General features: G+C 50.6%; 21 protein-coding genes and 1 pseudogene. 6 read left to right on the top strand and 16 right to left on the bottom strand.

All coding sequences use genetic code 11. The features are described from left to right. Window positions 1-67: 67 nt before the first annotated feature. The 6 genes from HCG48_RS02570 to HCG48_RS02545 form a co-directional block, all read right to left on the bottom strand. The gene (locus HCG48_RS02570) at window positions 68-1,171 is read right to left on the bottom strand and encodes a hybrid sensor histidine kinase/response regulator (RefSeq protein WP_168567763.1); all 1,104 of its coding nucleotides are present in this window, start codon (window positions 1,169-1,171) and stop codon (window positions 68-70) included. Between the two features lie 249 nt (window positions 1,172-1,420). Next, a complete protein-coding gene (locus HCG48_RS02565; protein WP_246259855.1) occupies window positions 1,421-3,292 on the bottom strand; it encodes an EAL domain-containing response regulator in 1,872 nt (623 codons plus the stop codon). An 82-nt stretch (window positions 3,293-3,374) separates the two neighbouring features. Then, window positions 3,375-3,569: a hypothetical protein gene (locus tag HCG48_RS02560; protein ID WP_168567762.1), complete on the bottom strand. Its 195-nt coding sequence runs from the start codon at window positions 3,567-3,569 to the stop codon at window positions 3,375-3,377. Beyond that, window positions 3,562-4,290 (bottom strand): ATP-binding response regulator, encoded by a 729-nt coding sequence (locus HCG48_RS02555; RefSeq protein ID WP_168567761.1) that lies wholly within the window; start codon window positions 4,288-4,290, stop codon window positions 3,562-3,564. The genes HCG48_RS02560 and HCG48_RS02555 overlap by 8 nt, the downstream gene beginning before the upstream one ends. Before the next feature lie 126 nt (window positions 4,291-4,416). Further along, complete coding sequence (locus tag HCG48_RS02550; RefSeq protein WP_168567760.1) at window positions 4,417-4,632, bottom strand: hypothetical protein; 216 nt, start codon at window positions 4,630-4,632, stop codon at window positions 4,417-4,419. Continuing rightward, complete coding sequence (locus tag HCG48_RS02545) at window positions 4,614-6,308, bottom strand: glycoside hydrolase family 10-like protein (protein WP_168567759.1); 1,695 nt, start codon at window positions 6,306-6,308, stop codon at window positions 4,614-4,616. The genes HCG48_RS02550 and HCG48_RS02545 overlap by 19 nt, the downstream gene beginning before the upstream one ends. Window positions 6,309-6,753: 445 nt before the next feature. Between HCG48_RS02545 and HCG48_RS02540 the strand changes: the two genes are divergently transcribed. From HCG48_RS02540 to HCG48_RS02530, 3 genes and pseudogenes are all read left to right on the top strand, one after another. After that, entirely contained in the window at window positions 6,754-7,293 is a 540-nt protein-coding gene (locus tag HCG48_RS02540) for a hypothetical protein (RefSeq protein WP_168567758.1), read from the top strand. A 181-nt stretch (window positions 7,294-7,474) separates the two neighbouring features. Beyond that, window positions 7,475-8,563 (top strand): annotated as a pseudogene (locus tag HCG48_RS26755) (RNA-guided endonuclease InsQ/TnpB family protein). Between the two features lie 837 nt (window positions 8,564-9,400). Then, window positions 9,401-10,441: a pentapeptide repeat-containing protein gene (locus HCG48_RS02530; RefSeq protein ID WP_210437153.1), complete on the top strand. Its 1,041-nt coding sequence runs from the start codon at window positions 9,401-9,403 to the stop codon at window positions 10,439-10,441. Between the two features lie 97 nt (window positions 10,442-10,538). On the opposite strand, the gene HCG48_RS02525 is transcribed toward HCG48_RS02530, so the two are convergent. From HCG48_RS02525 to HCG48_RS02490, 8 genes are all read right to left on the bottom strand, one after another. Continuing rightward, window positions 10,539-10,739 (bottom strand): hypothetical protein, encoded by a 201-nt coding sequence (locus HCG48_RS02525; RefSeq protein ID WP_168567757.1) that lies wholly within the window; start codon window positions 10,737-10,739, stop codon window positions 10,539-10,541. A 63-nt stretch (window positions 10,740-10,802) separates the two neighbouring features. After that, complete coding sequence (locus HCG48_RS02520; RefSeq protein WP_168567756.1) at window positions 10,803-11,066, bottom strand: hypothetical protein; 264 nt, start codon at window positions 11,064-11,066, stop codon at window positions 10,803-10,805. A 171-nt stretch (window positions 11,067-11,237) separates the two neighbouring features. Further along, on the bottom strand, window positions 11,238-12,326 hold the full coding sequence (locus tag HCG48_RS02515; protein ID WP_168567755.1) for a M20/M25/M40 family metallo-hydrolase: 1,089 nt from the start codon (window positions 12,324-12,326) through the stop codon (window positions 11,238-11,240). Between the two features lie 41 nt (window positions 12,327-12,367). Then, window positions 12,368-13,318, bottom strand: a complete 951-nt coding sequence (locus HCG48_RS02510) for a GNAT family N-acetyltransferase (RefSeq protein ID WP_168567754.1) — start codon at window positions 13,316-13,318, stop codon at window positions 12,368-12,370. Between the two features lie 713 nt (window positions 13,319-14,031). Continuing rightward, on the bottom strand, window positions 14,032-15,789 hold the full coding sequence (locus HCG48_RS02505) for an N-acetylmuramoyl-L-alanine amidase (protein WP_168571700.1): 1,758 nt from the start codon (window positions 15,787-15,789) through the stop codon (window positions 14,032-14,034). Between the two features lie 223 nt (window positions 15,790-16,012). Beyond that, on the bottom strand, window positions 16,013-16,510 hold the full coding sequence (locus tag HCG48_RS02500; RefSeq protein WP_168567753.1) for a hypothetical protein: 498 nt from the start codon (window positions 16,508-16,510) through the stop codon (window positions 16,013-16,015). A 263-nt stretch (window positions 16,511-16,773) separates the two neighbouring features. Further along, the gene (locus HCG48_RS02495) at window positions 16,774-17,724 is read right to left on the bottom strand and encodes an N-acetylmuramoyl-L-alanine amidase-like domain-containing protein (protein ID WP_168567752.1); all 951 of its coding nucleotides are present in this window, start codon (window positions 17,722-17,724) and stop codon (window positions 16,774-16,776) included. A 130-nt stretch (window positions 17,725-17,854) separates the two neighbouring features. Continuing rightward, window positions 17,855-18,922 (bottom strand): mechanosensitive ion channel family protein, encoded by a 1,068-nt coding sequence (locus tag HCG48_RS02490; protein ID WP_168567751.1) that lies wholly within the window; start codon window positions 18,920-18,922, stop codon window positions 17,855-17,857. A gap of 171 nt (window positions 18,923-19,093) precedes the next feature. Here HCG48_RS02490 and pyrG point away from each other — a divergent pair, with 171 nt between their 5' ends. Further along, on the top strand, window positions 19,094-20,755 hold the full coding sequence (gene pyrG, locus HCG48_RS02485; protein WP_168567750.1) for a CTP synthase: 1,662 nt from the start codon (window positions 19,094-19,096) through the stop codon (window positions 20,753-20,755). A gap of 50 nt (window positions 20,756-20,805) precedes the next feature. Further along, window positions 20,806-21,231 carry a hypothetical protein gene (locus HCG48_RS02480; RefSeq protein WP_168567749.1) on the top strand — a complete coding sequence of 142 codons (426 nt, stop codon included), beginning with the start codon at window positions 20,806-20,808 and terminating at the stop codon, window positions 21,229-21,231. 22 nt (window positions 21,232-21,253) lie between these two features. Here the strand turns inward: HCG48_RS02480 and HCG48_RS02475 are convergent, their stop codons facing one another. Further along, a complete protein-coding gene (locus HCG48_RS02475; RefSeq protein ID WP_168567748.1) occupies window positions 21,254-22,051 on the bottom strand; it encodes a hypothetical protein in 798 nt (265 codons plus the stop codon). A 260-nt stretch (window positions 22,052-22,311) separates the two neighbouring features. Further along, on the bottom strand, window positions 22,312-22,578 hold the full coding sequence (locus HCG48_RS02470; protein ID WP_168567747.1) for a helix-turn-helix domain-containing protein: 267 nt from the start codon (window positions 22,576-22,578) through the stop codon (window positions 22,312-22,314). Between the two features lie 187 nt (window positions 22,579-22,765). On the opposite strand from HCG48_RS02470, the gene HCG48_RS02465 reads away from it, so the two are divergent. Beyond that, window positions 22,766-23,803, top strand: a complete 1,038-nt coding sequence (locus HCG48_RS02465) for a S66 peptidase family protein (RefSeq protein ID WP_168567746.1) — start codon at window positions 22,766-22,768, stop codon at window positions 23,801-23,803. Window positions 23,804-23,854 lie beyond the last annotated feature (51 nt).

Here is a 23,854-nt window from a genome sequence, read left to right as displayed (position 1 = left end):
CCACCGATCGAACGCGAACGAGCCCGATCGTCGCACTGGCACTGCCGCGTTCACCCCGGGGAGTATGTCAAGTCCATTCTAGTAAGGGCAGGCGCACCGTCGCCGTCGTTTCGCCCTCGGGAATGCTATCGAGCTTGAGGTCGCCCCCGTAGAGTTGGCTCAACCGTCGGACGATCGCCAATCCCAGACCGGATCCCTGTTGTTCGTAAAGTTTGCGCTCGAACTGCATGTAGGCGCCGACATTGGCAATCTGGGTGGCGCTCATCCCCCGCCCGCGATCGACAATTCTCAAGCAGTAGTCGGTGGGTTCTTCTTTGCGTCCGACGACGCGAATCGGCGTCCCGGAAGAGGAATATTTGCAGGCGTTATCGGTTAATTCTTCGACAATTTTATGCAGGTGAACTGCGGAAATCGCAATCGATGCGGTTTCGAGATCGAGGCAGAGGTCGCCTTCTCGTCCCGCCTCCACCAGTTTCGATCGCGCCGCCCGTTCGATCTCGCTCGGGCTGTGGGCGCCGATATTATTCGTCCAATATTGCAACCGTTGCGGGTCGCGGGCGACGATCTCGATTTCGGCATATAACAAGTAATTTTGTACCAGTCGGTGCAGTCGTTTGGCCGAAACTTGGATACCTTCCAACATCTCTAAAGCTTCTTGGCGATCGAGATCTTCGTAGTCTTCCGCGAGCAGTTGGGCGTAGCCTAAAATGCCGTTGATCGGGGTCCGCAGTTCGTGGGGAAGGGACAGGGCGATCGTATTGCGCAATTCCTCTAGTTTTTGCTGGGATTGCTCTGCAATGGTCGCTTGTTTTTGCAGGCGGGTGGCGATCGCCCCGAGTAATTCATCGATCGTAAATGGTTTGGTCAGATAGTCGTCGGCTCCCAACTCCATCCCCTTGCGGGTATCCGCTTTGTCCGCCTTCGCCGTTAAAAAGATAAAGGGAATCGTCGCGGTCGTGCGATCGCTTTGCAACGCTTCCAACACCCCATAGCCGTCGAGGTGGGGCATCATCACATCGCACAAAATCAAATCCGGCAACTCTTCGCGCGCCCGTTTGACCCCTTCCACACCATTTTCGGCAGCAACGGTCTCGAAGTTCTCCGCATCGAGCAGTTCGACGATGTTATCGCGCACTGACATTTCATCTTCAATGACTAGAATCTTCTTCATCTTCTACGACGAGTATTTTATCGATCGCTCACTTTTGAATTCGAGGGTCTGATTGCCGTCCGGCGTCGAGCTTAGCTGGATCTTGCAAAGGTGCAGTGGGTTACCCTACAGGAGGAAAGCGCGAGTGGGCGATCGCCCCGTTTGACAGCTCGATCTCAATATAGCAAGAGTTTTGAACCCCAGTTTCGCTCCCCCACCTGCGGGTCCGTCAGTTCGCGATTTTGCCTTCCGTGGCTAGAAAGAGCGGCTTCAATAAGAAGGGAGATAGTCGTCAGTTTCGGGAAGCTTGAGTTTTTTGCCCGTCCTCAGTAGGGTTTCAAACTCGCTGGTGGCAATTGGAGGACTGAATAAATAGCCCTGTAAAGTATCGCACTCTTGGCCGTATAAAAACAATAATTCTTGATAAGTTTCTACGCCTTCGGCCACTACTTTTAAATTGAGTCCGTGAGCCATCTGTAAAATGGCGGTGGCGATCGCCGCATTTTTGCGGTCTTCGGGTAAGTTTCGCACGAAGCAGCGATCGATTTTTAAAATATCGAAGGGGAATTGTTGCAAGTAACTCAGGGAAGAATACCCGGTACCGAAATCGTCGAGGGCGATCGTCATTCCCAAAGCTTTAATCGCCTTTAACTTGGCGATCGTATTGTCAATATTTTGAACTAAAAGACTTTCAGTAACTTCAATTTCTAACGTAGACGGTTCTAACCCGGTCGTCTCTAAAATTTCTGCTAATTTCGGCACTAAATCGGGCTGGTTGAATTGCCGGATCGAGAGGTTGATCGCCAGTCTGCCCTCAAACAAGCCCCGTGCTTGCCACTGTTGAATTTGGCTGCAAGCGGTTTCTAACACCCACTGTCCGATGGGAACGATCAAGCCGATTTCTTCGGCGAGGGGAATAAATTTTCCCGGAGACACCAAGCCTTTTTCGGGATGTTGCCAGCGCACTAAGGCTTCCGCTCCAGCAATTTTTCCGGTTTTGAGTTCGACTTGGGGTTGATAGTAAACCAGAAATTCCGATCGCTCCAAGGCGTAGCGTAAACTGGTTTCTAAATTCAAATCGGCGATCGCGTGAGCGGTCAACGACGGGTTATAAAATTCATATTGATTGCCGCCGAGTTGTTGCGCCCGCGACATCGCCGCTCCGGCGCGCTTCATCAAGTTGTCGATATCGCGGGCGTGAACCGGATAAATCCCGATTCCGATGCTGACGGTCATAAAAATTTCGTGACGGTCTAACAAGAACGGACGAGCCATGGTTTCGAGAATGTGCTCGACCAATGGCAAACAAGGGAGCCCGTCCCCATTGGCGAACCGATCGCGTCCGAGGGAATTCGGGCGAAGGTTTTGACTGAAGGGAGATTGAACGATCGCGAAGCGTTCCCCGTTGAGGTGAGCTACGGTATCGTCGGGATTGACGCAACTGAGCAGGCGGCGGGCAACTTCCTGAATGAGGCGATCGCTTAACGCATGACCCAAGGTTTCGACGATGCGGCTGAAGCGATCCAACCCGATATAAAGGATCGGGATCGGCTGTTGTCCTCCCTCGGCTTGAGTTTCGATGCGATCGAACTGTTCGCGCAACAGCAGTTGATTGGGCAATTTGGTGAGCGGATCGTAGTGCACCGAGTCATTCAGTCGCGCTTTGACTTGCTGCAAGGAGGCGATCAGCTCTTGTTTTTCGTGACTGTAGCGCTGTTGCATGGCCGCCTGTTTTTCCAGGCGCACCGACACCGCACTGAGCAATTCGGCCCGTCGGAAAGGTTTAGTCAAATAATCGTCCGCTCCGAGGTTCATTCCCTGGCGCAGGTCGGCGACTTCGGCTTTCGCCGTTAAAAAAATAAAGGGAATCGTGGCGGTTGTCGGATCCTGACGCAATTCGGTCAGAACCCCGTAGCCGTCGAGTTCGGGCATTTTAATATCGCACAAGATCAAGTCCGGAAGGTGTTGTTGCGCGAGTTCTACCCCAATTTTGCCATTTTCAGCACCGAGGGTCCCGAAGTTCATCGAGTCAAGGATTTCGAGAATGTTGGCTCGGACAAATTCCTCGTCCTCTATCACCAAAATTGTTTTCATCATCGATTTAGGTTGCAAGTAAGAGGCGGCAATTTCACTAGCTCTCATGGCTGGGGGAATTTAAACTCAGATCTCGATCTTGCGCGCACGGAAGCGATGGACCGGGAGGAGCTCCCTCGTTCGCCGCCGTTCAACGCCTGCGAGAGGAGCGCTCGTATCCACCCGCACGGGCGATCGCCAGCCGTCTCGGTTGGCGCCACAAGGGTGAAGCGGTTGCCAACCGCTTGGCGCGGGTCGCTCGCGATCGGCTCACTGCGGGCTGCTCGATCTCTAACCACGGGCAGTTTATTCCAGAATAATCGACGAGCGGCGCGGACTCATTCATTTTTTTGCGGGGGAAGATCGTTGAGATTGCCGCCGAGCAAGTTAAACTGACGCAACAATTTAAAATTGTCTACGGTTAACAGTTCTTGCAAGTCGGAGACTTGTTCGATCAGGGAAATTTCGCGGTTGAATTCTTCTTGCAGGATTTCTAAATAGCGATCGCGCGACGCTCCGGCAGGCATGTTTTTTAACATGTGAATCGCCAAGTTAATCTTGGAGAGCGGATTGCGTAAATCCTCGATCAACTTCATCAACAAGCCTTCTTTCGTATTCGTCAGCTCTTCGAGTTCGAGCATTTTACTCTGCAGTCCTTCGGCGCGCTGGCGCTCGCGATCGTACTGCTGCATGACGGCGGCTTGTTTGGCGAGACGGGTATTGACCGCTTCGAGCAAATCCTTTCGCCGAAAGGGTTTGGTCAGATAATCGTCGGCTCCGAGATTCATCCCTTCTCGCAAATCCTGGGCTTCGGCTTTGGCGGTCAGGAAAATCAACGGAATCGTCGCGGTGGTCGGATCTTGACGCAGTTCGTTGAGTACGCCGTAGCCGTCGAGGACGGGCATCATGATGTCACATAAAATTAAGTTGGGCAGATTTTCTTTGGCCAGTTGAACGCCGATTTGCCCGTTTTCGGCGCCGATCGCTTTAAAGCCGCCGCATTCGAGAATTTCGAGAATATTTGTTAAAACTGCGCTTTCGTCTTCAATAACTAAAATGATTTTCATGAGTGACCCTCTAGTGGCTCGGTCGGCAAATCGCAATCAGTGGGTTTGAGGGAGATGCCTCCATCGGCACGGTAATCTTAGCGACACTAATCTTAGCGATCTTAATGATTGCGCGAGTATTACTTGTTATTTAAGTTTGCACCGCTTTGAGAAAATCTTAGCAACCCCCGCGCGTTCGCAGCTCGATCGCCTATCCTCCGATCGCCGTCCCCCGTCTCCCTGGCTGGGCTGGTTTGACTGAAGGCTGGCATCTACTAAAACACGGGCGATCGGTTCCTCTTTCAATTCTAAAGTTGACGGCAACGATCGCGATCGCCGTTTTTTCAGACGGACGGTTCCCACCCGGTCCCTAATTCGGGACGGGACAGTTTGGAGGGAAACAATTTTTTCAAAACTACGGATCGATCTGCCGGGGATTCTGGGGCAAAATTCCATAAGGATTCGTAGAAAAAGAACGATACCCCGGAAAATCCCAAATTGCGGGCGACTTGCACTTGGGTTTGAATCTGTTCGATCGGTACCCCACGAGTTCGCAGTCCGGCTAAAATCCCTACTCCTACGGGGATGTTGCGTTGGGCGAGTTGCACTTCCGATCGCTGCAGTTCGGCGGTAAAACTGTCGATCTCGTCGCGATAAACTTGCAAGATTAATTCTTCGACAAAGCCGTAACGTTGCCAAGTCCGCCAGTCTTGTAAGTAGAATTTATAGGCAAAATCTTGATAATTCGGCGATAGGGAAACGATCGCCGACGGTCGCCGTCCTTTGATCGCTTTGTAAATCTGGCGGATAAATTCGGTCAGTTTGTGCGATCGCCAGCGAATCCAATTATTATCGTTGGGGTTGTCTGGCGGGGCGAGTCCCAAGTGTTCCTGGCGGTAAAGTTGAACGGTATATTCGTCGTAGCCTAAATCGACGGGAATGCTGAAATGGTCGTCAAACTGAATCCCATCGACGGCATAATCGCCGACAATTTCGAGAATCAACCCTTGGATGAATTCTTGCACTTGCGGGTGCCAGGGATTGAGCCAAAGCCGTTCGACTCCGGACTCGACGACGCGATCGCTCCCGTCGCGCCGCCGCGCGATCCACTCGGGATGTCGTCTCGCCAGTACCGAATCCGGGGGCATCATGAATCCGTATTCAAACCAAGGAACGATCGTCAACCCCACTCGGTGTCCTTCTTCGACCATTTCCGCGAGCAGGTCGCGCCCTTGCAACCACGGCGCCGGATGGTGGGGGAAGCCGACGACTCGCTCGGCGAGACGACTCGGATATAGAGTATACCCCCAACTCCAAACGTTGGGGTAAACGGTGTTGAAGTGAAGGTTTGCCAGTCGTTCCAGGGCAAATTTGAGCCGATCGCGGGAAAACATCGCTTCGCTATCGATGTTGGTCAACCACACCCCTCGAATCTCTTGGGAACGCACTCGCGCGACGTAAGCACTCGGCACCGGGGATCCTCCGCTACCGTCGGCGATCGCCTGACACAAGATCGCCGTCACTTCCGCCCGACTGGCGGCCCGCTTGGGATGGAGTTGGCGCACGTTCGGATAGTTGACGACGATTTCATTTTCCGTGGCGGCGGCGATCGCGCGCACTCCATATTCGGGAATCTGCGCCGCATCGATAAAGGTGCGATTGACGGTGACCGTCGCCGAATGACTCGCCAGGTACTGCAATCCACTGGCGATCGCCACGAACACCTCGACCCTCACGATCTCACGGTTCGGTTTAAACTGCCCTTCCGGGTAGCCACTCATAAACCCGGCTTCGACGGCGTTGGCGATCGCCCCGGCGGCCCAGTGATGGGAGGGCACGTCGGCAAAATTCCGCCCCGGACGCGATCGCCGCACTCCAGGAAACGCTTTTTGCAATAAAACTGCAAATTCCGCTCGCGTCAGGGGATTGTCCGGTCGAAAGCTCCGATCGGGATATCCAGCCACAATTCCCCGGCTGGCGAGCTGCTGAATGCACGCTGCCGCCCAATGGCCTTGAATGTCCCGCAATTCTCCAGCCATTCTTTACTTTCCTTACTCATAATGGCGATCGCACAAACTTAAGATAGCTTTGCCGTTTCGATCGCGCAAGCACTCCAAATTTGTGGAAAAAATGTAAAGAAATTGTAAAGGATCGACCCGACCCTACCCCGCCCCGAACTGCCGACCGTCGATCGCGATCCCACGCTCTTCGTCCCTTTCGCGGCGATCGCCGTGTCCCCATCAAGAATTACCCTTCTGCCCCGTTTCGTGAGTGCTTGCTCGTTCCTCACGGAATCTTCACAATTTTTATTCCAAAATAAAGAGACTATAAAAAAATTACGTCTTTTCCAATTCTGAGGAGATCCTCAACGGTAAACACGGGGTTGCTCGAATCCCTCTGCCAATCGTCACGGGCGACTTCCTCGAACCTCATTAACGTCGATCGCGAGAACACGAGCCGCCATTGCTCGGAGCCATTCAGTTCATGACTAGCCCTTCTTCTCCAGAAAATTTAGGAGCGAAGAACGAGCGATCGCTCGTCACCCTTCATCGTGCGATCTCCAGTTCTCAGGGCGAGTTTTCTCTGATTTTAGTTTCTTGCAACTGTCCCCATTTACAACAGCAAATCGCCAACCGACTCAGTAGCGGTTTGCCGAATCCGCCGGAACGAATCGTGCTTTCGTCGGACATTCAAACCCTTTACACGACGATTGCCACCTTCCTGCGCGATCGCCAACCCCCAGCCTTAATGATATTTGGTTTAAACGCCGTTAAAGCCCTCGATCGCGTCTTGAAAGCCACCAATCTTTCCCGGCATTTATTTGTTAAATTCTTTCACTTCCCTTTGATCTTGTGGGTTGACGATCGGGTGATCCGAGAACTGATTTATTGCGCTCCCGATTTTAAGAATTACTGCGGGGGAACCATTCGTTTTGATACCGCCGACAAATCCTCCCCTTCGCCTTCTTTAAGCCCTACTTCCTCGCCTTGCTCGTTGCGAGCGAGGGTTAAAAACAGGGTTTAAATTTCTACCTAAAGTTTTTTAAACTTACTCACTTTTTATGCTAAAATAAAAATTTGAGTAAGTTTAGAAGGACTGAAGCCGCAAAAATCGCGGATTTCACCATCTCCATTGTTTTCTGCTAGTCTTTATGGTAGCTCAACTTGGCCGAACAAAAAGATAGTTGAGGAGTTAAAAAAAGTCAGTGAAAGGCTTTAAGACCAAGCTAGACTTAAATAACCGACAACGAACGCTGATGGCGAAACACGCAGGAGTCGCTCGACACGCTTGGAATTGGGGACTGGCTACCTGTAAGGAAATATTAGAAACCAGAGGTAAACTCCCGAGTGCCATAGACTTACACAAAAGATTAGTCGCCGAGGTAAAAAGTCGGAATCCTTGGTACTATGAAGTCTCAAAATGTAGCCCTCAAGAAGCGTTGCGTCACCTCAATCAAGCGTTTAAGCGAGTTGGGCAAGTCAAAGGAACAGGCTTCCCCAAGTTTAAGAAAAAGAATGTCAAAGAGAGTTTTTACCTGGAAGGAAGCATTAAAGTTTCCGGTGATTGGGTAAAGCTACCTCGGATCGGTTGGGTAAAAAGCCACGAACAGTTACCACCAGTCCATCCCAAAAACGTCACGATAAGTAAACGAGCAGGGGACTGGTATATTGCCTTCAAAATTGATTTTGAACCATCCCCCCAACCCCCCTTTGAAAGGGGGGCGAAGGGGGGATAGAGAGCGGATTGGGGTAGATGTAGGAATCAAAAGGCCACCCTGAGCGATAGTAAAACCTATCCCAATCCGAAAGCTTATCGTCAGGCTCAGAAAAAACTGGCCAAACTCCAGAAAGAACTAAGCCGCCGTCAAAAAGGAGGTAAAAACCGAGAAAAAACTAAAGTCAAATTAGCTAAGGCCCACCGACGCATCGCGGATATTAGAGCCAACCATTTACACAAGTTAACAACTTACTTAGCCAAAAACCACGGCGAAGTAAAAATCGAAGACTTAAATGTGTTAGGGATGCTCAAAAATCACAAGCTGGCTGGTGCGATCGCGGATGGTGGGTTTGATGAGTTCCGTCGTCAACTTGAATATAAATGCGAGTGGTACGGGAGCAAATTAACATTGATTGACCCGTGGTATCCCAGTTCGCAGATCTGTTCCAACTGCGGACACCAACAAAAAATGCCACTGGACCGAAGACAGTATGATTGTCCGAACTGTCACGTCTCCATAGATCGTGACTTAAATGCGGCAATTAATGTAGAAAACGCGGAGAGCTCAGCCGTGTAAGCAAGCGTGATGGAAAGGTCTCGGAAGATCCAAGCTAGGAACTAAACATCATACACTTAAGTTTGAGTAAGTTTTAGAGAGCGGTCTGACCGACTCACCCTCCCTTTTCCTTCCGGTAAACTCCCAATAACCGCTCGGAAAATTGGGAATTCTTGCTGCAATTTTTGGCAATTGCGTCACTACCTTTCCCAAGCGCAGACCATGGGGGTTACGACTGCATCGCGACCGTTATTTCACCGTAAATCCCGCCAGGGCGATCGCGCTTCGATCCGTTTCGATCCGTAATGTTACCCGCTTTTGACGGTCGCGAGGTGAAGGGGATATTTTTTCCCTTGAAAAGTCGATCGCCTGGATGACTATTCTCTTCAAAAATAATCGTGTTTACTAATTTTTAGAGTTCGCTTCCCCTCGCCGACGGGCGATCGCCCGAGCCGTTCTTTTACAGACCTAGAGCGGCTTTCCGGCGTAGAGGGGGATTGACCCATCAATGCCGATCGCTTGAATTGAACTAAGATAGGCGATCGAGGAGAAAATTAGGCGATCGCCCGCTTCCTCCACCCTCAATCGACATCCCTCCCCTTCCCACTTAACTGTTTCTGTGCGTTCTCAATTTTTTACACTCCCCAAAACCGCTTTTTTGCGATTGCTCGATCCCTTTCTAGCCCCTCGCCACAGGTTTTCCCGAAGCCCTAAAATCTAAAGAAAATATAAAGAAACAATTGCCTCCTTCATAATACTTAACTAAACTTCAGGGAAAATTCGGTTTTGCATAAATAGTAAAGTTCTGTAAGATCTGAACAGAAAACTAAAAAAAACTATATAAACCCGTGCTTAATTATGAAGGCTGACTTAATCACCACTCCCAGACCGAGTTTGACCCGAGATGAACTCCTCGTGCAGTATGCCGATGGCGTTCGGGATTTTAGTCGAGCCAGCCTGAGTAAAGTAGACCTAAAAGGAGCCAACTTAACCGGAGCCTATTTGGGGGGTGCGGGGTTGAGTAAAGCCGATCTCAGAGGAGCCAATCTCAGCCGTGCGAATCTGAGTGGAGCGAGTTTGAGTGGAGCCAATTTAAGTGGTGCTAATTTAAGTGGAGCCAATTTGATTGGCGCTCACCTCAATTGGGCCGATTTGAGTGGAGCCAACCTCACCGGGGCGCTGTTAAATCAAGCCGATATTAGCGGGGCGAATTTGAGCCACACCGTGTTAGAAGGAGCGCAACTGAGTCGGTCTTATTTAATCGGAGCCAATTTAAGCGGGGCGAATTTAAAACAAGCCACATTAGCACAATGCAGTTTGAACAAAGCGGATTTGAGTGACGCGACCTTAGTCGAGACCAATTTAACCGGAGCCAAACTCAAACAGTGCAAGCTGACCCGTGCAGATTTGAGCCGAGCCGATTTGACCGGAGCCTCACTGAAACAGGCGAATTTCCAAGAAGCTTATTTGAATTGGGCCGATTTAAGCCAAGCGGATTTAAGCGAAACCGATCTGACTCGGGCCAACTTGAGCAAAGCTAATTTAACCGGGGTCGATTTGCGACAAGCGTGCTTAGATGCGACGCAATTGAGCGGGACGAACTTGAGCAATACGGATTTAAGCGGTGTCGATTTGAGTGGCAAACTGCTGACCGGAGCGATTTTGAAAGGAGCCGATTTAAGCGTCGCCAATCTCAGTGGAGCCTATTTAATTCAGGCGAATTGCGCGGGAGCCAATTTGACCGCAGCGAACTTGACTGGAGCGCATTTGATGCATACGAACTTGAGCGAGGCGAACCTGAGTGGGGCGAACTTGACGAAAGCGAATATCGTCCAGCCGAATTTACGCGGCGCCAAGCTTTCCGGCGTCATCCAGCCGAACGGAAAAGTCCGCAAGTGACAAGTCCTCCGGGTAAGTCGGCGTTCAAAGAATAACCAGGAATAACCAGACCCGGCGACTAGCGGACGCGCGAAGCGCCCCTGCTAAACTCGCTCGTTCAATCGACCACTCGCAACCATCCGCGACGAACGGCATGGATGAGGCGGTTGATGGTCTCCATTTCTTCTCGACTGAGAGATCCCTTGAGTAAAGCGGACATCAGGCCCCATCGTTCCAGATGGGTGATTTCCCCCGATCGCCAAATTTCGCAAAAAATTTCTGAAATCGTTAACTTGTAAAAGTTTCCTTGAATGATCATTTGATTGCCTGCTCGATCCCTCTGGTGCTGATTGTAACTCCTTATTGACGAGTATGAAGGATTTTAAAGCAATCCGTTGTGATAATCCCATTGCCATAGGGTGATGCTTATCATCGAAAATTTGCGATCGCGATCGTAGTCGAGCAAAAAGTCAATCCCGAGCGGGCGATCGCCGCCTCTTAAATCGGACGTTGATGAGAAGCGGGGATCGTTGTCCCAATAGCATCGAAGGCGCGTTCGATCGGTTAACAGGGGGGTTTTCTCAAAAGGGATCGCCTTGTTTTCGACAGAACGGACGAAGGCTTCGATCCCGAGCGTCCCTATCAAAGCACTCGCTTACTTTTCAAGGGAATCTCTTTAAGAGATCCGATGTATCCCGAGTGGGTTTTGTTGCCTTTTTCGTGAAAGTTTACAAGTTTTAAATTCGATCGAGTGTGCTTAGCATATCATCGAGTAGATCGCGAATGAAATAAAAGTTAAAAAACTCTTCAGAAAAATTCAGAAAAGCGATCCCGCCGATCCCTGGGGCGATCGCCCCGTGGCGGCTTGGCGAGGGGGGAGGGGGCTGTCGAGGGTAGCGCGGCGGTTTAAGACGATCGTAGTGGCGTTGACGACGAGTTGAGCCGCTCCGAGGAAAAAATCGCGGTCGATATTGCTCGGCGTGTCACTCGGTTGGTGGTAGTGGGGCGATCGCAAATTGGCGGTATCGGTCACCAACACGGCGCCGATGCCGCGATACCAAAAAGGGGCGTGATCGCTGCGGAGGGTATCCGGGATCGACAGCCCTTTAAACGGAACCGGGAGGGTAAAAATGGCCGGGAGGGGGTCGCGGGCTGCCTGTTGGAACGCTTCGATTAAGGGCAAATGTTCGAGATCGCCGACGATCGCGAGAAAATTGCCGCGATCGGGGGCTTTGACGGGTAAACCCTTGGGATAGTCCTGACATCCCGGCTCGTGACAGGCAAACGCCACCATATCCATGACGATCGCCCCGTGCAGGCGTTGCGGGTCCGCTTCCCCCGCAAACGCCAAACTCCCTTGCAGTCCGGTTTCTTCGAGATCGAAAAAGGCCAGTTGCAGCGATCGCGGGGTGGGTACCGCTCCGAGCAAGCGGGCGACTTCGAGGGCGACGGCGACCCCACTGGCGTTGTCGTCGGCCCCGGGAGAACCGGGAACGGTATCGTAATGGGCCGCCACCAGAACAGTTCCCGCGTCCGGGTCGGTTCCGGAGCGTTCGGCGACAATGTTAATGCCGCCGGGAAAAGGGTGTGGGGTGGGATTCCATCCGGCAGCTTGCAATTGTTCGACGATGTAACGGCGCGCTCGATCGCGGCTTTCCGGTGTGGAGCGATCGAAGGCCAAGGTTTTGAGATCGCGCACGAGTCGTTCGGGGACGATCGCCTCGACCCGGATCCCCGGGGGGCGATCGCCCGTCTGAGCGACGGTTTGAGGCGAGGGGGCAACGGCTTCGAGGGCCGGGGCTGAGGGGGGCGAATATGGCACCTGTAATGCTACTTTGACCCCCACGGCGATCGCCAAGCCCACGCTAAAGGCGATCGTCAACAGCACTCCGATCCGAATTTTCATTCACCCTCACTCCCACTGGATTGACTTTACTGTAGCGCCGTTCAGACTGACTTAGTGTAAGTCATCCAGGTTTCGACGCGGCGAAAACCGAGGGCCTCGTAAAGTCGGGTCGCTCCGGTCAAACTGCACGCATCGACGCCGAGTTTGACCGTCGCCGCCCCAGTACGGTGCAAGCGGGCGATCGTCGTCGAGAGCAACGCGCGACCCAAACCCATTTTGCGGAAAGGCCGCCCGGTTCCGAGCCAGCGAATCCATCCGGTTTTGGGCGCGATCGCCGGGGCGTTGTCTCGGTGCAGGTGACCCTGACAAAAGGCGGCCAATTCGCCGTTGGGGGCTTCGACAATCAAGTCTAATTCCGGGCGGTAGTGGCGATCGCCGTGCCAGTGGCGGAGTCGGTCTACGCTCACTTCGTATCGTTCCGAATGGTCTTGGAAGGAGTCGGCGAACAATTGCACCCATTCCCGGGCTTCCTGGCGGCTGTCGAACGGTCGCACTCGGAAGCCTTCCGGCAGTCGAACCGGGGCGATCGCCTCGGGATGGGGGTGAGCCATCGTCAGAAACGATCCCTGATGTGAGAAGCCCTGACGTTCGAGAACGGCGATCCGAATCGCCGAATCGTCGCGGGTTTTAACTTTTAAGGTCGCGTCGAGATTCCACGAACGGGCGAGGTCTTGCAGTTGAGTTTCCGCCCAAGTGAGAATTTTCGCACTCAGTTGGAGCGAGCGATCGCCGGACAGGTCGTAAAAATAAAGCGATCCTTGGAGGTACTCGTCGATCCGGTGAACCGCCATCAGTCCGAAACCGTGCAGGTCGGCGCGATCGTCTTCCCACAACTGGCATCGGCTCGTCAGGGACGATTTCAACAGTAAAGGTAAATCGTCCACTAAACTATCTTCGTCAATTTGACCGTCTTTTTCAAAGCGTTTGACCGATTTTGCAATCCGTTCAAAATCGACTTTTTCCTTGTAAGGTTGCCGGGTTAAGGTCAACATAAAAAAATGGGTAATTTACAGTCAAAAACAATTGGCACGCGCTACATTTTCGAGATCCACGCGAGCTAAAAAAGACGAAAAAACTCCCCGAACCGATGCAAGGCGATCGGAACAATTCTGCTAGCGAGCGCAACGAAAAATTACGCAGAATGCAGAGAGAAAGCGCGCTGTTTTCGGAGAATTTTGGCACGCTCTCCCGGTTACTTCGATCGATCTTTAAACGATTCTAAAAAAGCACCCCAGCCCCGCCGTTACTCGAAAACAGACGGGTTACAATTCACGATAAATACAAGAAACCGGGGGATCGTGCTGGAAAAGCTCGCGTTTTTCTCTAAAGCTTCAAAGACGCTAAGTGTCTGGAAATCGCATAAAAATAAAATCGAACAACTAGCTGGGTTAAGTTTGGTAAAGAACCCTTGACTCGACCCAAGCCTCAAGGGGAGGACTTGAATCCGTAGAGTGGTCGAGTTAGGGTTCTAACCTTCTTTTAAGCGAGCGTTTGGTTGCTGTTTAGTTACTGTAAAAGGATTCACCCCCAACTGGAGTTGAGTGTTGTCTTTCTTTTCTAATCTAACTCAACGATCGCCCCTTCGTCTAGGCGGGTCTCGATCGATGACACGATTTTATTCGATCGCCCCAACGGATACCAGGAAACTGCGAGCAATCCGTCGAGGCGAGCGATCGCTTCGACGGATTGGTAGAAGTGCGTTCGCCTAGGATTTCGATCGCACCCATTCACTCACAGCTTCGGCGATCGCCTCCGCTAATTTTTCCTGTTCTTGCGGATCGGTAATCCACTCGAACTCGTCGGGATTGATCATAAATCCCAACTCCATCAATACCGACGGCGCCACCGTAGGACGAGTTAAGGCTAAATTATTCCAAAATACGCCATAAGATGGGCGATTTAACTGTTCTACGAGATATTGGTGCAGAAAGACCGATAAATCGTGGGCTTGCGGGTTATACCAAAACATCCCGATCCCTTTAGTGTTGATGGCATCTCCGGCATCGGGTAAGGCATTATAATGCACACTTAACGCTAAATGAGGTTCCCACGCTTCGATCGTTGCGACGCGCTCGTGAGGCCACAAATCCTCATCGCCTTCCCGGGTCATGTAGACCGTCGCCCCCCGCGCCACTAAAGCATCGCGCAGTAACTTGGAGACGATCGCCGTGACATCTTTTTCGGGATAGCCCGTCGGACCGCGCGCGCCGAGGTCGTTGGGGCTGCCGTGTCCCGGATCGATCGCGATTTCGACCCCGGCGAGGGGACGGGAGCGATCGCCCGAGAGTCGGGGCGGATGTCGCAGGGAGAGAATTAAACTGGTTCCTTCGTAACGGAGTTTGTAACCCCACTGTTGTTTATTTTTTAAGTGCAAGGTATATTCGGCGCGATCGGGGAAAGGCTGCCAGTCCATCCGTTCGACCACCGGACCGTCATTGAGGCGAAAGGTGTCGGTTTGCGCCGTCGTATTGTGTAAAGTCAACACGAGGCGATCGCTGTCTTGTCGAACCGTCACCGGAACCGCCGTTTGCAAAGGAAATATAATTTCCGTCCATTTCGGAACCTCCCGCGACCCGAGAGACCGCACGATCGCCCGTGGCGGCGCCCCGCCTTGAGTGACCTGCACTTCTTCCGCCTTAATCCAGGCGCCATAGTCCAAGCGCACCCATTCCGCCTCGCGACCCGTAATTGCGGCGCGGGTTCCCTTCGGTAACGGCGTCATCCGCGAGTGATTCGTACTCGGTCCAGTTCGCGCCACCCCGGATTCGGCGGTCACTTCGGCGATCTCGAATTGGGTCGGCGAGAGAATGGCGATCGCCCCCGGCGCCCTTTGTGTCTTACTCTGACCGTCGAGGGTGAGGCGATAGGTCGGTTGTCCTAAATCCCCCGGAGTCGAGGGCGCCTCGGTACATCCTTCGTAATAGCCGACCGCATCGCGAACTTGGGGATTATTTTGGTCGATTAATGCGGATAAATTTGACGGTAATTCGACCGTTTGTAACTGCGGAAATAAGTTAACCGTTTGACGTCCGATACTGACAGAAACTGACGCATTCGACGGCGCGATTGCCGAAAAACACAGCAATTCTCCGGGCATTCTTGCCAAATCTACCGTCGGCGTCAGTGAGTTTTCGGCAAATTGTAATCCTTCGGGAATGGTCGGCGTCGTAATTTGCCGCGTGACTTTAATTTGTAACTGTTCGCTGCCATGTTTTAGGGTAAAAATATTTTCCCCCGGTTCGAGGGGAAAACTCGGGGCAAAATGACCGTCGCGCGATCGTTCGATCGCCTGTCCGTTAATTAATACTTCCCCCGATGGCGGCGCCGTTCCAATTAAAAAAATGCGATCGGCACTGGTCGTATGTTCGGCTGGAGGATAGGCGACAAACAGACCATTTTCCGCTCGAACCGGAGACACGATCGCGATACTCCCTAATGCCAATAATCCGATAGTTTTTCTCATCATTTCCGATAACTGGGGATGGTCGAATTGAGCTGAACTTTTGTCTTCATAGGATGAGTTGAGCCTCCCGATGCGATCGACGACAAGATTAAAGGAAATTTGTTGAATTTCCAAATTACAGTTCGTGCAATTGTCACCGATTTACATGGTAAATTGCCGGATAGATTCCGATAATTGTCTCTATTTTAGTTGATTTTTATCACTTTCTCCCTCTCGTTTAGCCTTACGGTCGAGTTGGGGATAAAGAGTCAACTAAAACTAAATCGATCCAATTCGCTTGTTGACCTTGGGGACGAACTTCAAAGTTGGCCTGTTGCGGCGTTAACCCTCCAACGTTGTCCGAACTGAGAATAAAATCCCCTCGTCCTCTAGGAACTTCTAAATATTGGACGACACGGTTATCTTTAACAAAGACTAACAGGTTAATGTCATCGCGACTTCCGAGATCGATGCGATCGCCGTCAGACCATTTAAACCCCAGTTGACTTTCAATTTCTTCATGAGTAGTATAGGGGTTAAATACGTAAACTTCGTCCCAGTCAAAATCGGTGACATCTTTTAAGGATAGAATGTTTGGGGAAGATTGAAAATTTTTGCTGAGGGTTTCAATTTGCAAAAATAATTGATTCCCGAGGGCTTCTCGCTGGGGATTTTTGCAGGCGATCGCCACTAAGCAAATCAGACTGGCGAACAGAACCGATAACGTTTTAGAAAATTTCATATCGATCGCATCTAGAGAGTTGAGAACAGCATTTCCGATCGAATTCAATCCCGTTTCTTGACAATCCGGTCATTTTACAGCAGTTTTCGCTGTTGCGCGGTACATTTCAATCCCCCTAAATCCCCCTTAAAAAGGGGGACTTTCACTGCCCCCCTTTTTAAGGGGGGTTGGGGGGATTTTTGCCTCTTGTACCTCATGACAGCGCCAATTGCTGTATCCGGTTTTAAGATATTTTTAACCGACTCCCAACTCCCGATTCCGCCTTAAAAACCCAAACGCGGGTCTAGGGGACGCGCTACAATAATTCCGATTTGTCCGTCAACGGATTGGACGTAAGCTTGCAGATCGCGGGAAATGGTGACGCGACCTGCGGGAGAGGCGTGGATCAAACCGATCGCCCCATCTTCAAAACGATAAACGAGTCCGGTATGGGTAACGTCGAGTCCGTCAATATCGGTCGCGGTGGCGATGATATCTCCGGGTTGCAGGCGATCGTAAACTTGGCGGATTCGATCTTGGGGAATATAGGCGATCGCCTGTTGTTTTAAGTGGTGTTCGACGTCGAGAATACATTGATAATTTGTATCTCGTGATAATTGAGGATAAGATGCTCTATTTTTGCTCATAAAATTGAGCGTTTTAGGAAGAGGTAAGCCTCCGAGAAATGGGGTAATATTTTTAACTAAATAGCGATTTTGATTGTCAAAAATCCAGTCAGAGAAATAGTGCAAGCGGCTACAATAGTCGTCGAGAATTCCATCTCGATACCGTTGGCGTTCTAGGTTACGAGTAAAAGTGGGATAGGAGTAGTCTTCGAGGGCAACTCCCCGGGCGATCGCCAAGACGGTTTCGACGAATAAAACGCAGTCGAATCCATCGAGAGAAATGACTAAAGTTTCGGTAGGGTTACGGTCTAGGAGTCCGGCGACGTAAGGAGTTCCGATAAATTGTTCGGCGATCGCCTGAATGAGTTCGGGGAAAGCAAGGGTATTTAATTGACGATCGCGGGCTTCTTCCATGACGCGATCGAACTTTTCTGGGATGGCGAATTGCACTGGGACGCCGACGGGCGAATCCTCACGATCGACTGGAACTGTTTGCGCGCGAATCACCGGGGGAAGGGCGATCGTAGCGAGGGTAATAAAGGCTAGGATTGACAATAATGAGAGTTTAGAGATCCGGTATTTTAAATTTAAGCGAGCAAGTTTCATCATGAATTTAATGATTTTTGTGTGATTTTAAATTTCATTTTGATGGCTTCATTGTCCGGCATCATCAAATTTTGAAACGGGCAAGATGCCCGCTTCACACTATTTCAGGTTCCCGAGGTATTACCCGGAGAATTTAAGCGGTTGTTGGTAATTGATTGAGATAAAGAGTTTGAGTGGGATAAGCCATTTCAATTTCTCGTTTTTCAAACTCTTCTTTGATGGTTAAGTTGATTTTTTGTTGGGCATCCATATATTGGGTGTAATCGCTACTTAAGATGTAGTAGACAATCTCAAAGTTCAAACTAAAGTCGCCGTAAGAGAAAAAATGGGCACGATCGAAGGTAGTATTATCGAGTTGTTCGATCGCCCCTCGAACGATGCCGGGAATTTCGGTAAGTTTGTCCGTTGAGGTTTCGTAAGTGACACCGAGATTGAAGACTACCCGGCGGCGTTCCATGCGTTTGTAGTTACGAATGCGAGATTCGGTTAAGTCTTTATTACAAAACACTAATTGTTCGCCACTCAAACTGCGAATGCGCGTGCTTTTGATCCCGACATGTTCGATCGCCCCCATGTAGTCGCCAATAATAATAAAGTCCCCAATTTCAAACGGGCGATCGAACAGAATCGAGAAATAACTAAATAGATCTTCCAAAACACCTCTGGACGCCAGGGCGATCGCCGCGCCACCGATTCCCAATCCAGTGATGACCGCCGACAAATCAAAACCGAGATTGTCGAGTAAGAAAATCGTGGCGATCGTCCAAACAACAACGCGAATCGCGGGACGAATCGTTTTGATATCTTCGCTGACGAGTGCGGGGTCGTGACCTTTTTTGAGCCAAAAGAGGTTAAACGCCCGTTCGCTGGCTGAAACCAGGATTTGGGCGATCGCGAAGGTCACTGCGATCGCGCCGAGGGCATCGATCGCCCGAACTAAAATGGCATTAATTTCGAGATTTTGAACGCTAATATATAAAGCGCCGACGTAGAGCAAAGGAACTAAATTCGATTCAAAAATTTGAATCAAAGAATCGTCCAATTCCGTGCGCGTTTTTCTCGCCCACTTTTTGACCTGTGCTAAAATAACGCTATTGAGAATTTTAATCCCGATGATGCTGACCAAAAAAGTAGCAACAGAAATGAGATAATCTAGAACCGTATTCTGAAAAATCTGTTGTTGCAGAATCTCTGGCATCATGTCACTCTTCAGACTTGTTCGACTCTAGATATACTGCCACACTAAGGCAACCTTGAGGATTGGCAGCAGCACGCGCCGTAAATTAGTGCGGGTTCGGAGGAGATGATCGGGTTGAGAGTGTGGGACAATTAAGTGCGTAGGCGCGGGAATCTGAGCGGTTAGCGAATTTCTATGACTAAGTTTGTGTTTGTCACTGGCGGGGTCGTTTCCAGTATTGGCAAAGGGATTGTAGCGTCCAGCCTGGGACGATTGCTCAAATCGCGGGACTATTCGGTCTCGATTTTGAAGCTCGACCCTTACATTAACGTCGATCCCGGAACCATGAGTCCTTTCCAACACGGCGAAGTATTCGTCACCGACGACGGCGCCGAGACGGATTTAGATTTGGGACATTACGAACGCTTTACCGATACGTCGATGTCGCGTCTGAACAGCGTGACGACGGGTTCGATTTATCAGTCGGTGATTAACAAAGAACGTCGGGGAGACTACCAAGGGGGAACGGTGCAAGTGATCCCCCACATCACCAACGAAATTAAAGAACGCATCCATCGCGTGGCGAGAAATACGACGCCGGATGTGGTGATCACGGAAATTGGCGGAACCGTCGGCGATATCGAATCTCTGCCGTTTTTAGAAGCAATTCGCCAATTCCGCAAGGATGTGGGACGGGCCAACGTCGTTTACATGCACGTGACTCTAGTTCCTTGGATTCCGTCGGCGGGAGAAATGAAAACGAAGCCGACCCAGCATTCGGTCAAGGAGTTGCGATCGATCGGGATTCAGCCGGATATTTTAGTCTGTCGGTCCGATCGCCCGTTACCGCAAGGACTCAAAGATAAAATGTCCGAATTTTGTGACGTTCCGGTGGAAAGCGTCATTACCGCAGCCGATGCGAAAAGCATTTACGAAGTGCCACTGATTCTCGAAAAAGAAGGACTGGCGCAACAGACCCTCAACTTGCTGCAGATGGAGGCGCGCCAACCGGATCTGAGCGAATGGGAACAGTTGGTAGAACGGCTCGATCGCGGCAGTCACCGGGTTAAGGTGGCGATCGTCGGTAAATACGTGCGCTTGAGCGATGCGTACCTCTCCGTCGTCGAAGCCTTGCGCCACGCGGCGATCGCGATCGGGATCGACGTCGAACTCGAATGGGTCAATTCCGAAGATATCGAAGCCTACGGCGCCGAAAAATACCTCAAAGACGTGCAAGGAATTCTGGTTCCCGGCGGTTTTGGCATTCGCGGGATCGACGGTAAAATTGCCGCAATTCAATACGCGCGCGAACAGCAAATCCCCTTCCTCGGCTTGTGTTTGGGGATGCAATGCTGCGCGATCGAGTGGGCCCGTAACGTCGCTCACCTCGAAAATGCCAACAGCGCCGAATTCGACCCCCAAGCCAAAAATCCCGTAATTAACCTACTTCCCGAACAGCAGGATGTCGTCGATCTCGGCGGAACCATGCGTTTGGGTCTGTATCCCTGTCGAATTACCCCGGGAAGTCTGGCGTTGAACTTGTATCGAGAAGAAGTGGTTTACGAACGCCACCGACATCGGTATGAATTTAATAATGCGTACCGCCAACTGTTGTTAGAGTCGGGATTCTTGATTAGCGGTACTTCTCCAGACGGGCGTTTGGTAGAAATTATCGAATTTCCCAACCATCCTTACTTTATCGCTACTCAATTTCACCCCGAATTCCGCTCGCGATTGAACAAACCCCATCCCCTGTTTAAAGGATTACTTCAAGCCGCACTCGCCACGATCGCCGACAGTGGCGATCGCGATCGGCACGAAGAATCCCCCGCACTCAGTTCTCCGAGTATTTCTTAACGGAATGACGGGTAGCTGTCATGCTCAAATCTGCAAGTTGAGGAGGGCTTGTGGCGTATTGGGTCAAAATCATTTATGAGAGAGATACCTACGTCATCGATCTCAAGCAGATTACAGCGTTTTGTCGGTCCCCGGCCAACGGTAAATTAACCTTTTGGCTGCCCGATAACGGCTACCCTATTGTCATTCACCCGCAAAGCAATCCGGAGGCGTATCAAAAAGTGCGAGAGTATCTAAAAACAGCCCAGCGAGAACGGCGGGAATCGTACTGGGTTCGGATTGTTTACGAGCGCGACGAATACGATATCGATTTGAGTCGAGTTCATACCTTCTCTCGCACCCCCGGCAACGGTAAATTGACCTTTTGGCTGCCCGATAACGGCATGAAAATCATCATCCACCCGCAAAGTAATCCCGAAGACTATCGCAAAATCGTAGACTACATCGAAAAAAGAACGGGCTACCATTTAGGCTAATGCGTCTGGAGTGAGGACGGGGTTAAAAACAGGGTTTGCCATCGACTTTGATGCGACTGTCGCCGATTTGCGGTCTGCCGTTGTGGTTCCACCAATCGTCCCATTGAGAGCGATCGAGGACGATTTGGCGATCGCCAGGGACGCTATCGTTATAAAGGGCGATCAGTTTGAGCAAAGACGCCGTATATTCCCGCAAGAGGCGATCGCACTCCGACAGTAAATCCCCCCGGGAATTAATGCCGTTGAGCTTTTTCGCTTCCCACACCGAAGAAATAAAGCGAATAAACGCCGCATCGGAAACTTCTTCGAGGGCATCGACGACGTTAGAATCTAAATTAAACGAATAGCGATCGACCACTCGCCCCAACGCATTTCTCAAATTAGAACATTCGTAAGAAAGATAGTCCAACCAATCCATTTTTTTGCCCTGGGGTGTCAGAACCGGAGACATTTTAAATAAGTCGAGATTTTGGACATCTTCGTAATAGCGATCGGTGAATAAATCCGGCAAACTTTCATAATCGGTTTCCGGTCGTTCCCGACAAGACGCCTTATACATTTCAAATAATAAAGAGACTTGTTTTCGTAAAACAAAGCGAAGCTGACGAAATGCAATTTCTCGAAACTTCTTTTTTTCGCGTTCGCGATTTTGTTGAACCGTACGCGTAATCGAAAACACCACCAATAAAATGCCGAGGACTTCCGCCACTAGATTAATTAAAAAATCTTTGAGCCACAAATCGCAAATATTCGGTTCGATCCAGTAGCCGTTAATACAGGCAGAAGATAGTAAAATGGCTAAGAATAGAATTAAAAACAAAATCGAGTAGGATTCTTTGAGAACCCACCGCGAAAAAAACTTTTTGATATTTTTCCACATAAAAGCGATCGTCAAATTGGAAATGAAGGGGGGCAAGTCCCGGCCAAACTGTCGAACCCAATCGGCCAGAAGCTGCGGCCACCCCAAGTAAAAATCTCCCTCCCTTTGCTGTCCCTAGGGGCGAGAAATTTTTCGCCCCTACTGTTCGGGAGAAAGAGAATGAAAAAGAATGCGATTCGCCTCATCAGTTTAACGAGAGTTTAACGATCGCGATCGGCGGCCATCTCTGCCCCACTATATTCTAACTGTTCCAAAAAATCGGAAGGATCGACCCCTAAAGCCCGGGCGACTTCCAAAAATTCGACTACATCTAAACGTCGTTCTCCTCGTTCGTACTTAGATACGAAAGATTGAGGTTTTTGCAAGCGTTCGGCCACCTGAACCTGAGTGAGTTGATGGGCTTGACGAACTTCGACTAACAAACGACGAAATTTTACATATTTTTCTGTAAAAACAGACTTGCTCACTCTCGGTCAATTCTCCTCATTTGGCGCTCGAAATTTTAAATCCTAAAACAGGATAATCACAAACGGAGGGATTGACAAGGGTCGAAGCGATCGCCACTTCCAAAAATAGAGAAAATAAGAACGTAACTATTACCAATACCGGAACCTCACCCGGGCGTCTAACCCAACCCAAATGTAAGGGGAATCCATGAATCCGAATGCTTTCAAGCGACGGCAGTTTTTGCAATGGGGGGCGGCGAGTTGGCTGTTGACCCAATTGGGGTCCCAATTGAGCGCGTTCGCGGGCGATCGCCCCTCGGCGACCCCCTATCAGAAACCCCCACGCCTCAAGGTCGGCGATACGGTCGGGTTAATTAACCCATCGAGTCCCATCGAACGCGAAGATCTCGACTATAGCCGCCAAGCGTTGGCCCAATTGGGGCTCAAGGTCAAGTTTGGGGCTCACGCCCTCGACCGATACGGCTACTTGGCGGGACGCGATCGCGATCGGGCCGCCGATGTCAACGCCATGTTTGCCGATCCCGAAGTCAAGGCAATTTTGACCGTTCGCGGCGGTTGGGGTGGCAACCGGATTTTACCTTTACTCGATTACGACTTAGTGCGATCGCATCCCAAGATTTTTATGGGATATAGCGATACTACCTCACTTCTGCTCGCTTTATACAGTCAGGCGGGATTGCCCACATTTCACGGTCCGGTGGGAACCTCGACCTGGAATGAGTTTTCCGTTGGCTACGTCCGCCAGCTTTTATTTGAAGCCCGACCCACTATGTTCCGCAATCCTCCCGGGTTTTCGATCCAGACGATCGCCCCGGGAAAAGCACGCGGTCGCCTCGTCGGCGGTAATTTATCGGTCCTCGCCGCGATGGTCGGTTCGATCTATTTACCCTCGTGGGACAACACGATTTTATTTGTCGAAGAAATTGGCGAAGATATCTATCGGGTAGACCGGATGTTAACCCAACTGAAATTAGCGGGAATTTTAGATAGAATTAGCGGGTTTATTTTCGGTCAATGCAGTAATTGTACTGCAGGAGAAGGGGACGATCCCTCGTTGACTCTACCGCAAGTTTTATCGGATTTGATTCGACCGTTAGGAGTTCCCGCCTGGTACGGTTCGGCGATCGGTCATATCCCGGAGAAATTTACTTTACCCCTCGGAATTGAGGTAGAAATTGACGCCCGTCAGGGGACGATCGCTCTATTAGAATCGGCAGTTCTTTAAAAGGGGTTTTCACCTTGAAAGATACAAGTTAAGAAATTTTTAAATGGGGTT

The sequence above is a fragment of the Oxynema aestuarii AP17 genome (genome assembly GCF_012295525.1).
In the GTDB taxonomy this organism is placed as follows: domain Bacteria; phylum Cyanobacteriota; class Cyanobacteriia; order Cyanobacteriales; family Laspinemataceae; genus Oxynema; species Oxynema aestuarii.
The sequence above is the reverse complement of the archived record's forward strand: the minus strand, read 5'-3'. Positions and strand labels throughout refer to the sequence as shown.

Coding starts and splice junctions, on each gene's coding strand:
- HCG48_RS02500 (WP_168567753.1), bottom strand. CDS start 16,510: ATGAAATTTTCTAAAACGTTATCGGTTCTGTTCGCCAGTCTGATTTGC.
- pyrG (WP_168567750.1), top strand. CDS start 19,094: ATGACTAAGTTTGTGTTTGTCACTGGCGGGGTCGTTTCCAGTATTGGC.
- HCG48_RS02510 (WP_168567754.1), bottom strand. CDS start 13,318: ATGTTGACCTTAACCCGGCAACCTTACAAGGAAAAAGTCGATTTTGAA.
- HCG48_RS02465 (WP_168567746.1), top strand. CDS start 22,766: ATGAATCCGAATGCTTTCAAGCGACGGCAGTTTTTGCAATGGGGGGCG.
- HCG48_RS02505 (WP_168571700.1), bottom strand. CDS start 15,789: ATGAGAAAAACTATCGGATTATTGGCATTAGGGAGTATCGCGATCGTG.
- HCG48_RS02515 (WP_168567755.1), bottom strand. CDS start 12,326: ATGAAAATTCGGATCGGAGTGCTGTTGACGATCGCCTTTAGCGTGGGC.
- HCG48_RS02560 (WP_168567762.1), bottom strand. CDS start 3,569: ATGAATGAGTCCGCGCCGCTCGTCGATTATTCTGGAATAAACTGCCCG.
- HCG48_RS02555 (WP_168567761.1), bottom strand. CDS start 4,290: ATGAAAATCATTTTAGTTATTGAAGACGAAAGCGCAGTTTTAACAAAT.
- HCG48_RS02525 (WP_168567757.1), bottom strand. CDS start 10,739: ATGATCATTCAAGGAAACTTTTACAAGTTAACGATTTCAGAAATTTTT.
- HCG48_RS02490 (WP_168567751.1), bottom strand. CDS start 18,922: ATGATGCCAGAGATTCTGCAACAACAGATTTTTCAGAATACGGTTCTA.
- HCG48_RS02540 (WP_168567758.1), top strand. CDS start 6,754: ATGACTAGCCCTTCTTCTCCAGAAAATTTAGGAGCGAAGAACGAGCGA.
- HCG48_RS02530 (WP_210437153.1), top strand. CDS start 9,401: ATGAAGGCTGACTTAATCACCACTCCCAGACCGAGTTTGACCCGAGAT.
- HCG48_RS02570 (WP_168567763.1), bottom strand. CDS start 1,171: ATGAAGAAGATTCTAGTCATTGAAGATGAAATGTCAGTGCGCGATAAC.
- HCG48_RS02545 (WP_168567759.1), bottom strand. CDS start 6,308: ATGGCTGGAGAATTGCGGGACATTCAAGGCCATTGGGCGGCAGCGTGC.
- HCG48_RS02495 (WP_168567752.1), bottom strand. CDS start 17,724: ATGATGAAACTTGCTCGCTTAAATTTAAAATACCGGATCTCTAAACTC.
- HCG48_RS02565 (WP_246259855.1), bottom strand. CDS start 3,292: ATGAGAGCTAGTGAAATTGCCGCCTCTTACTTGCAACCTAAATCGATG.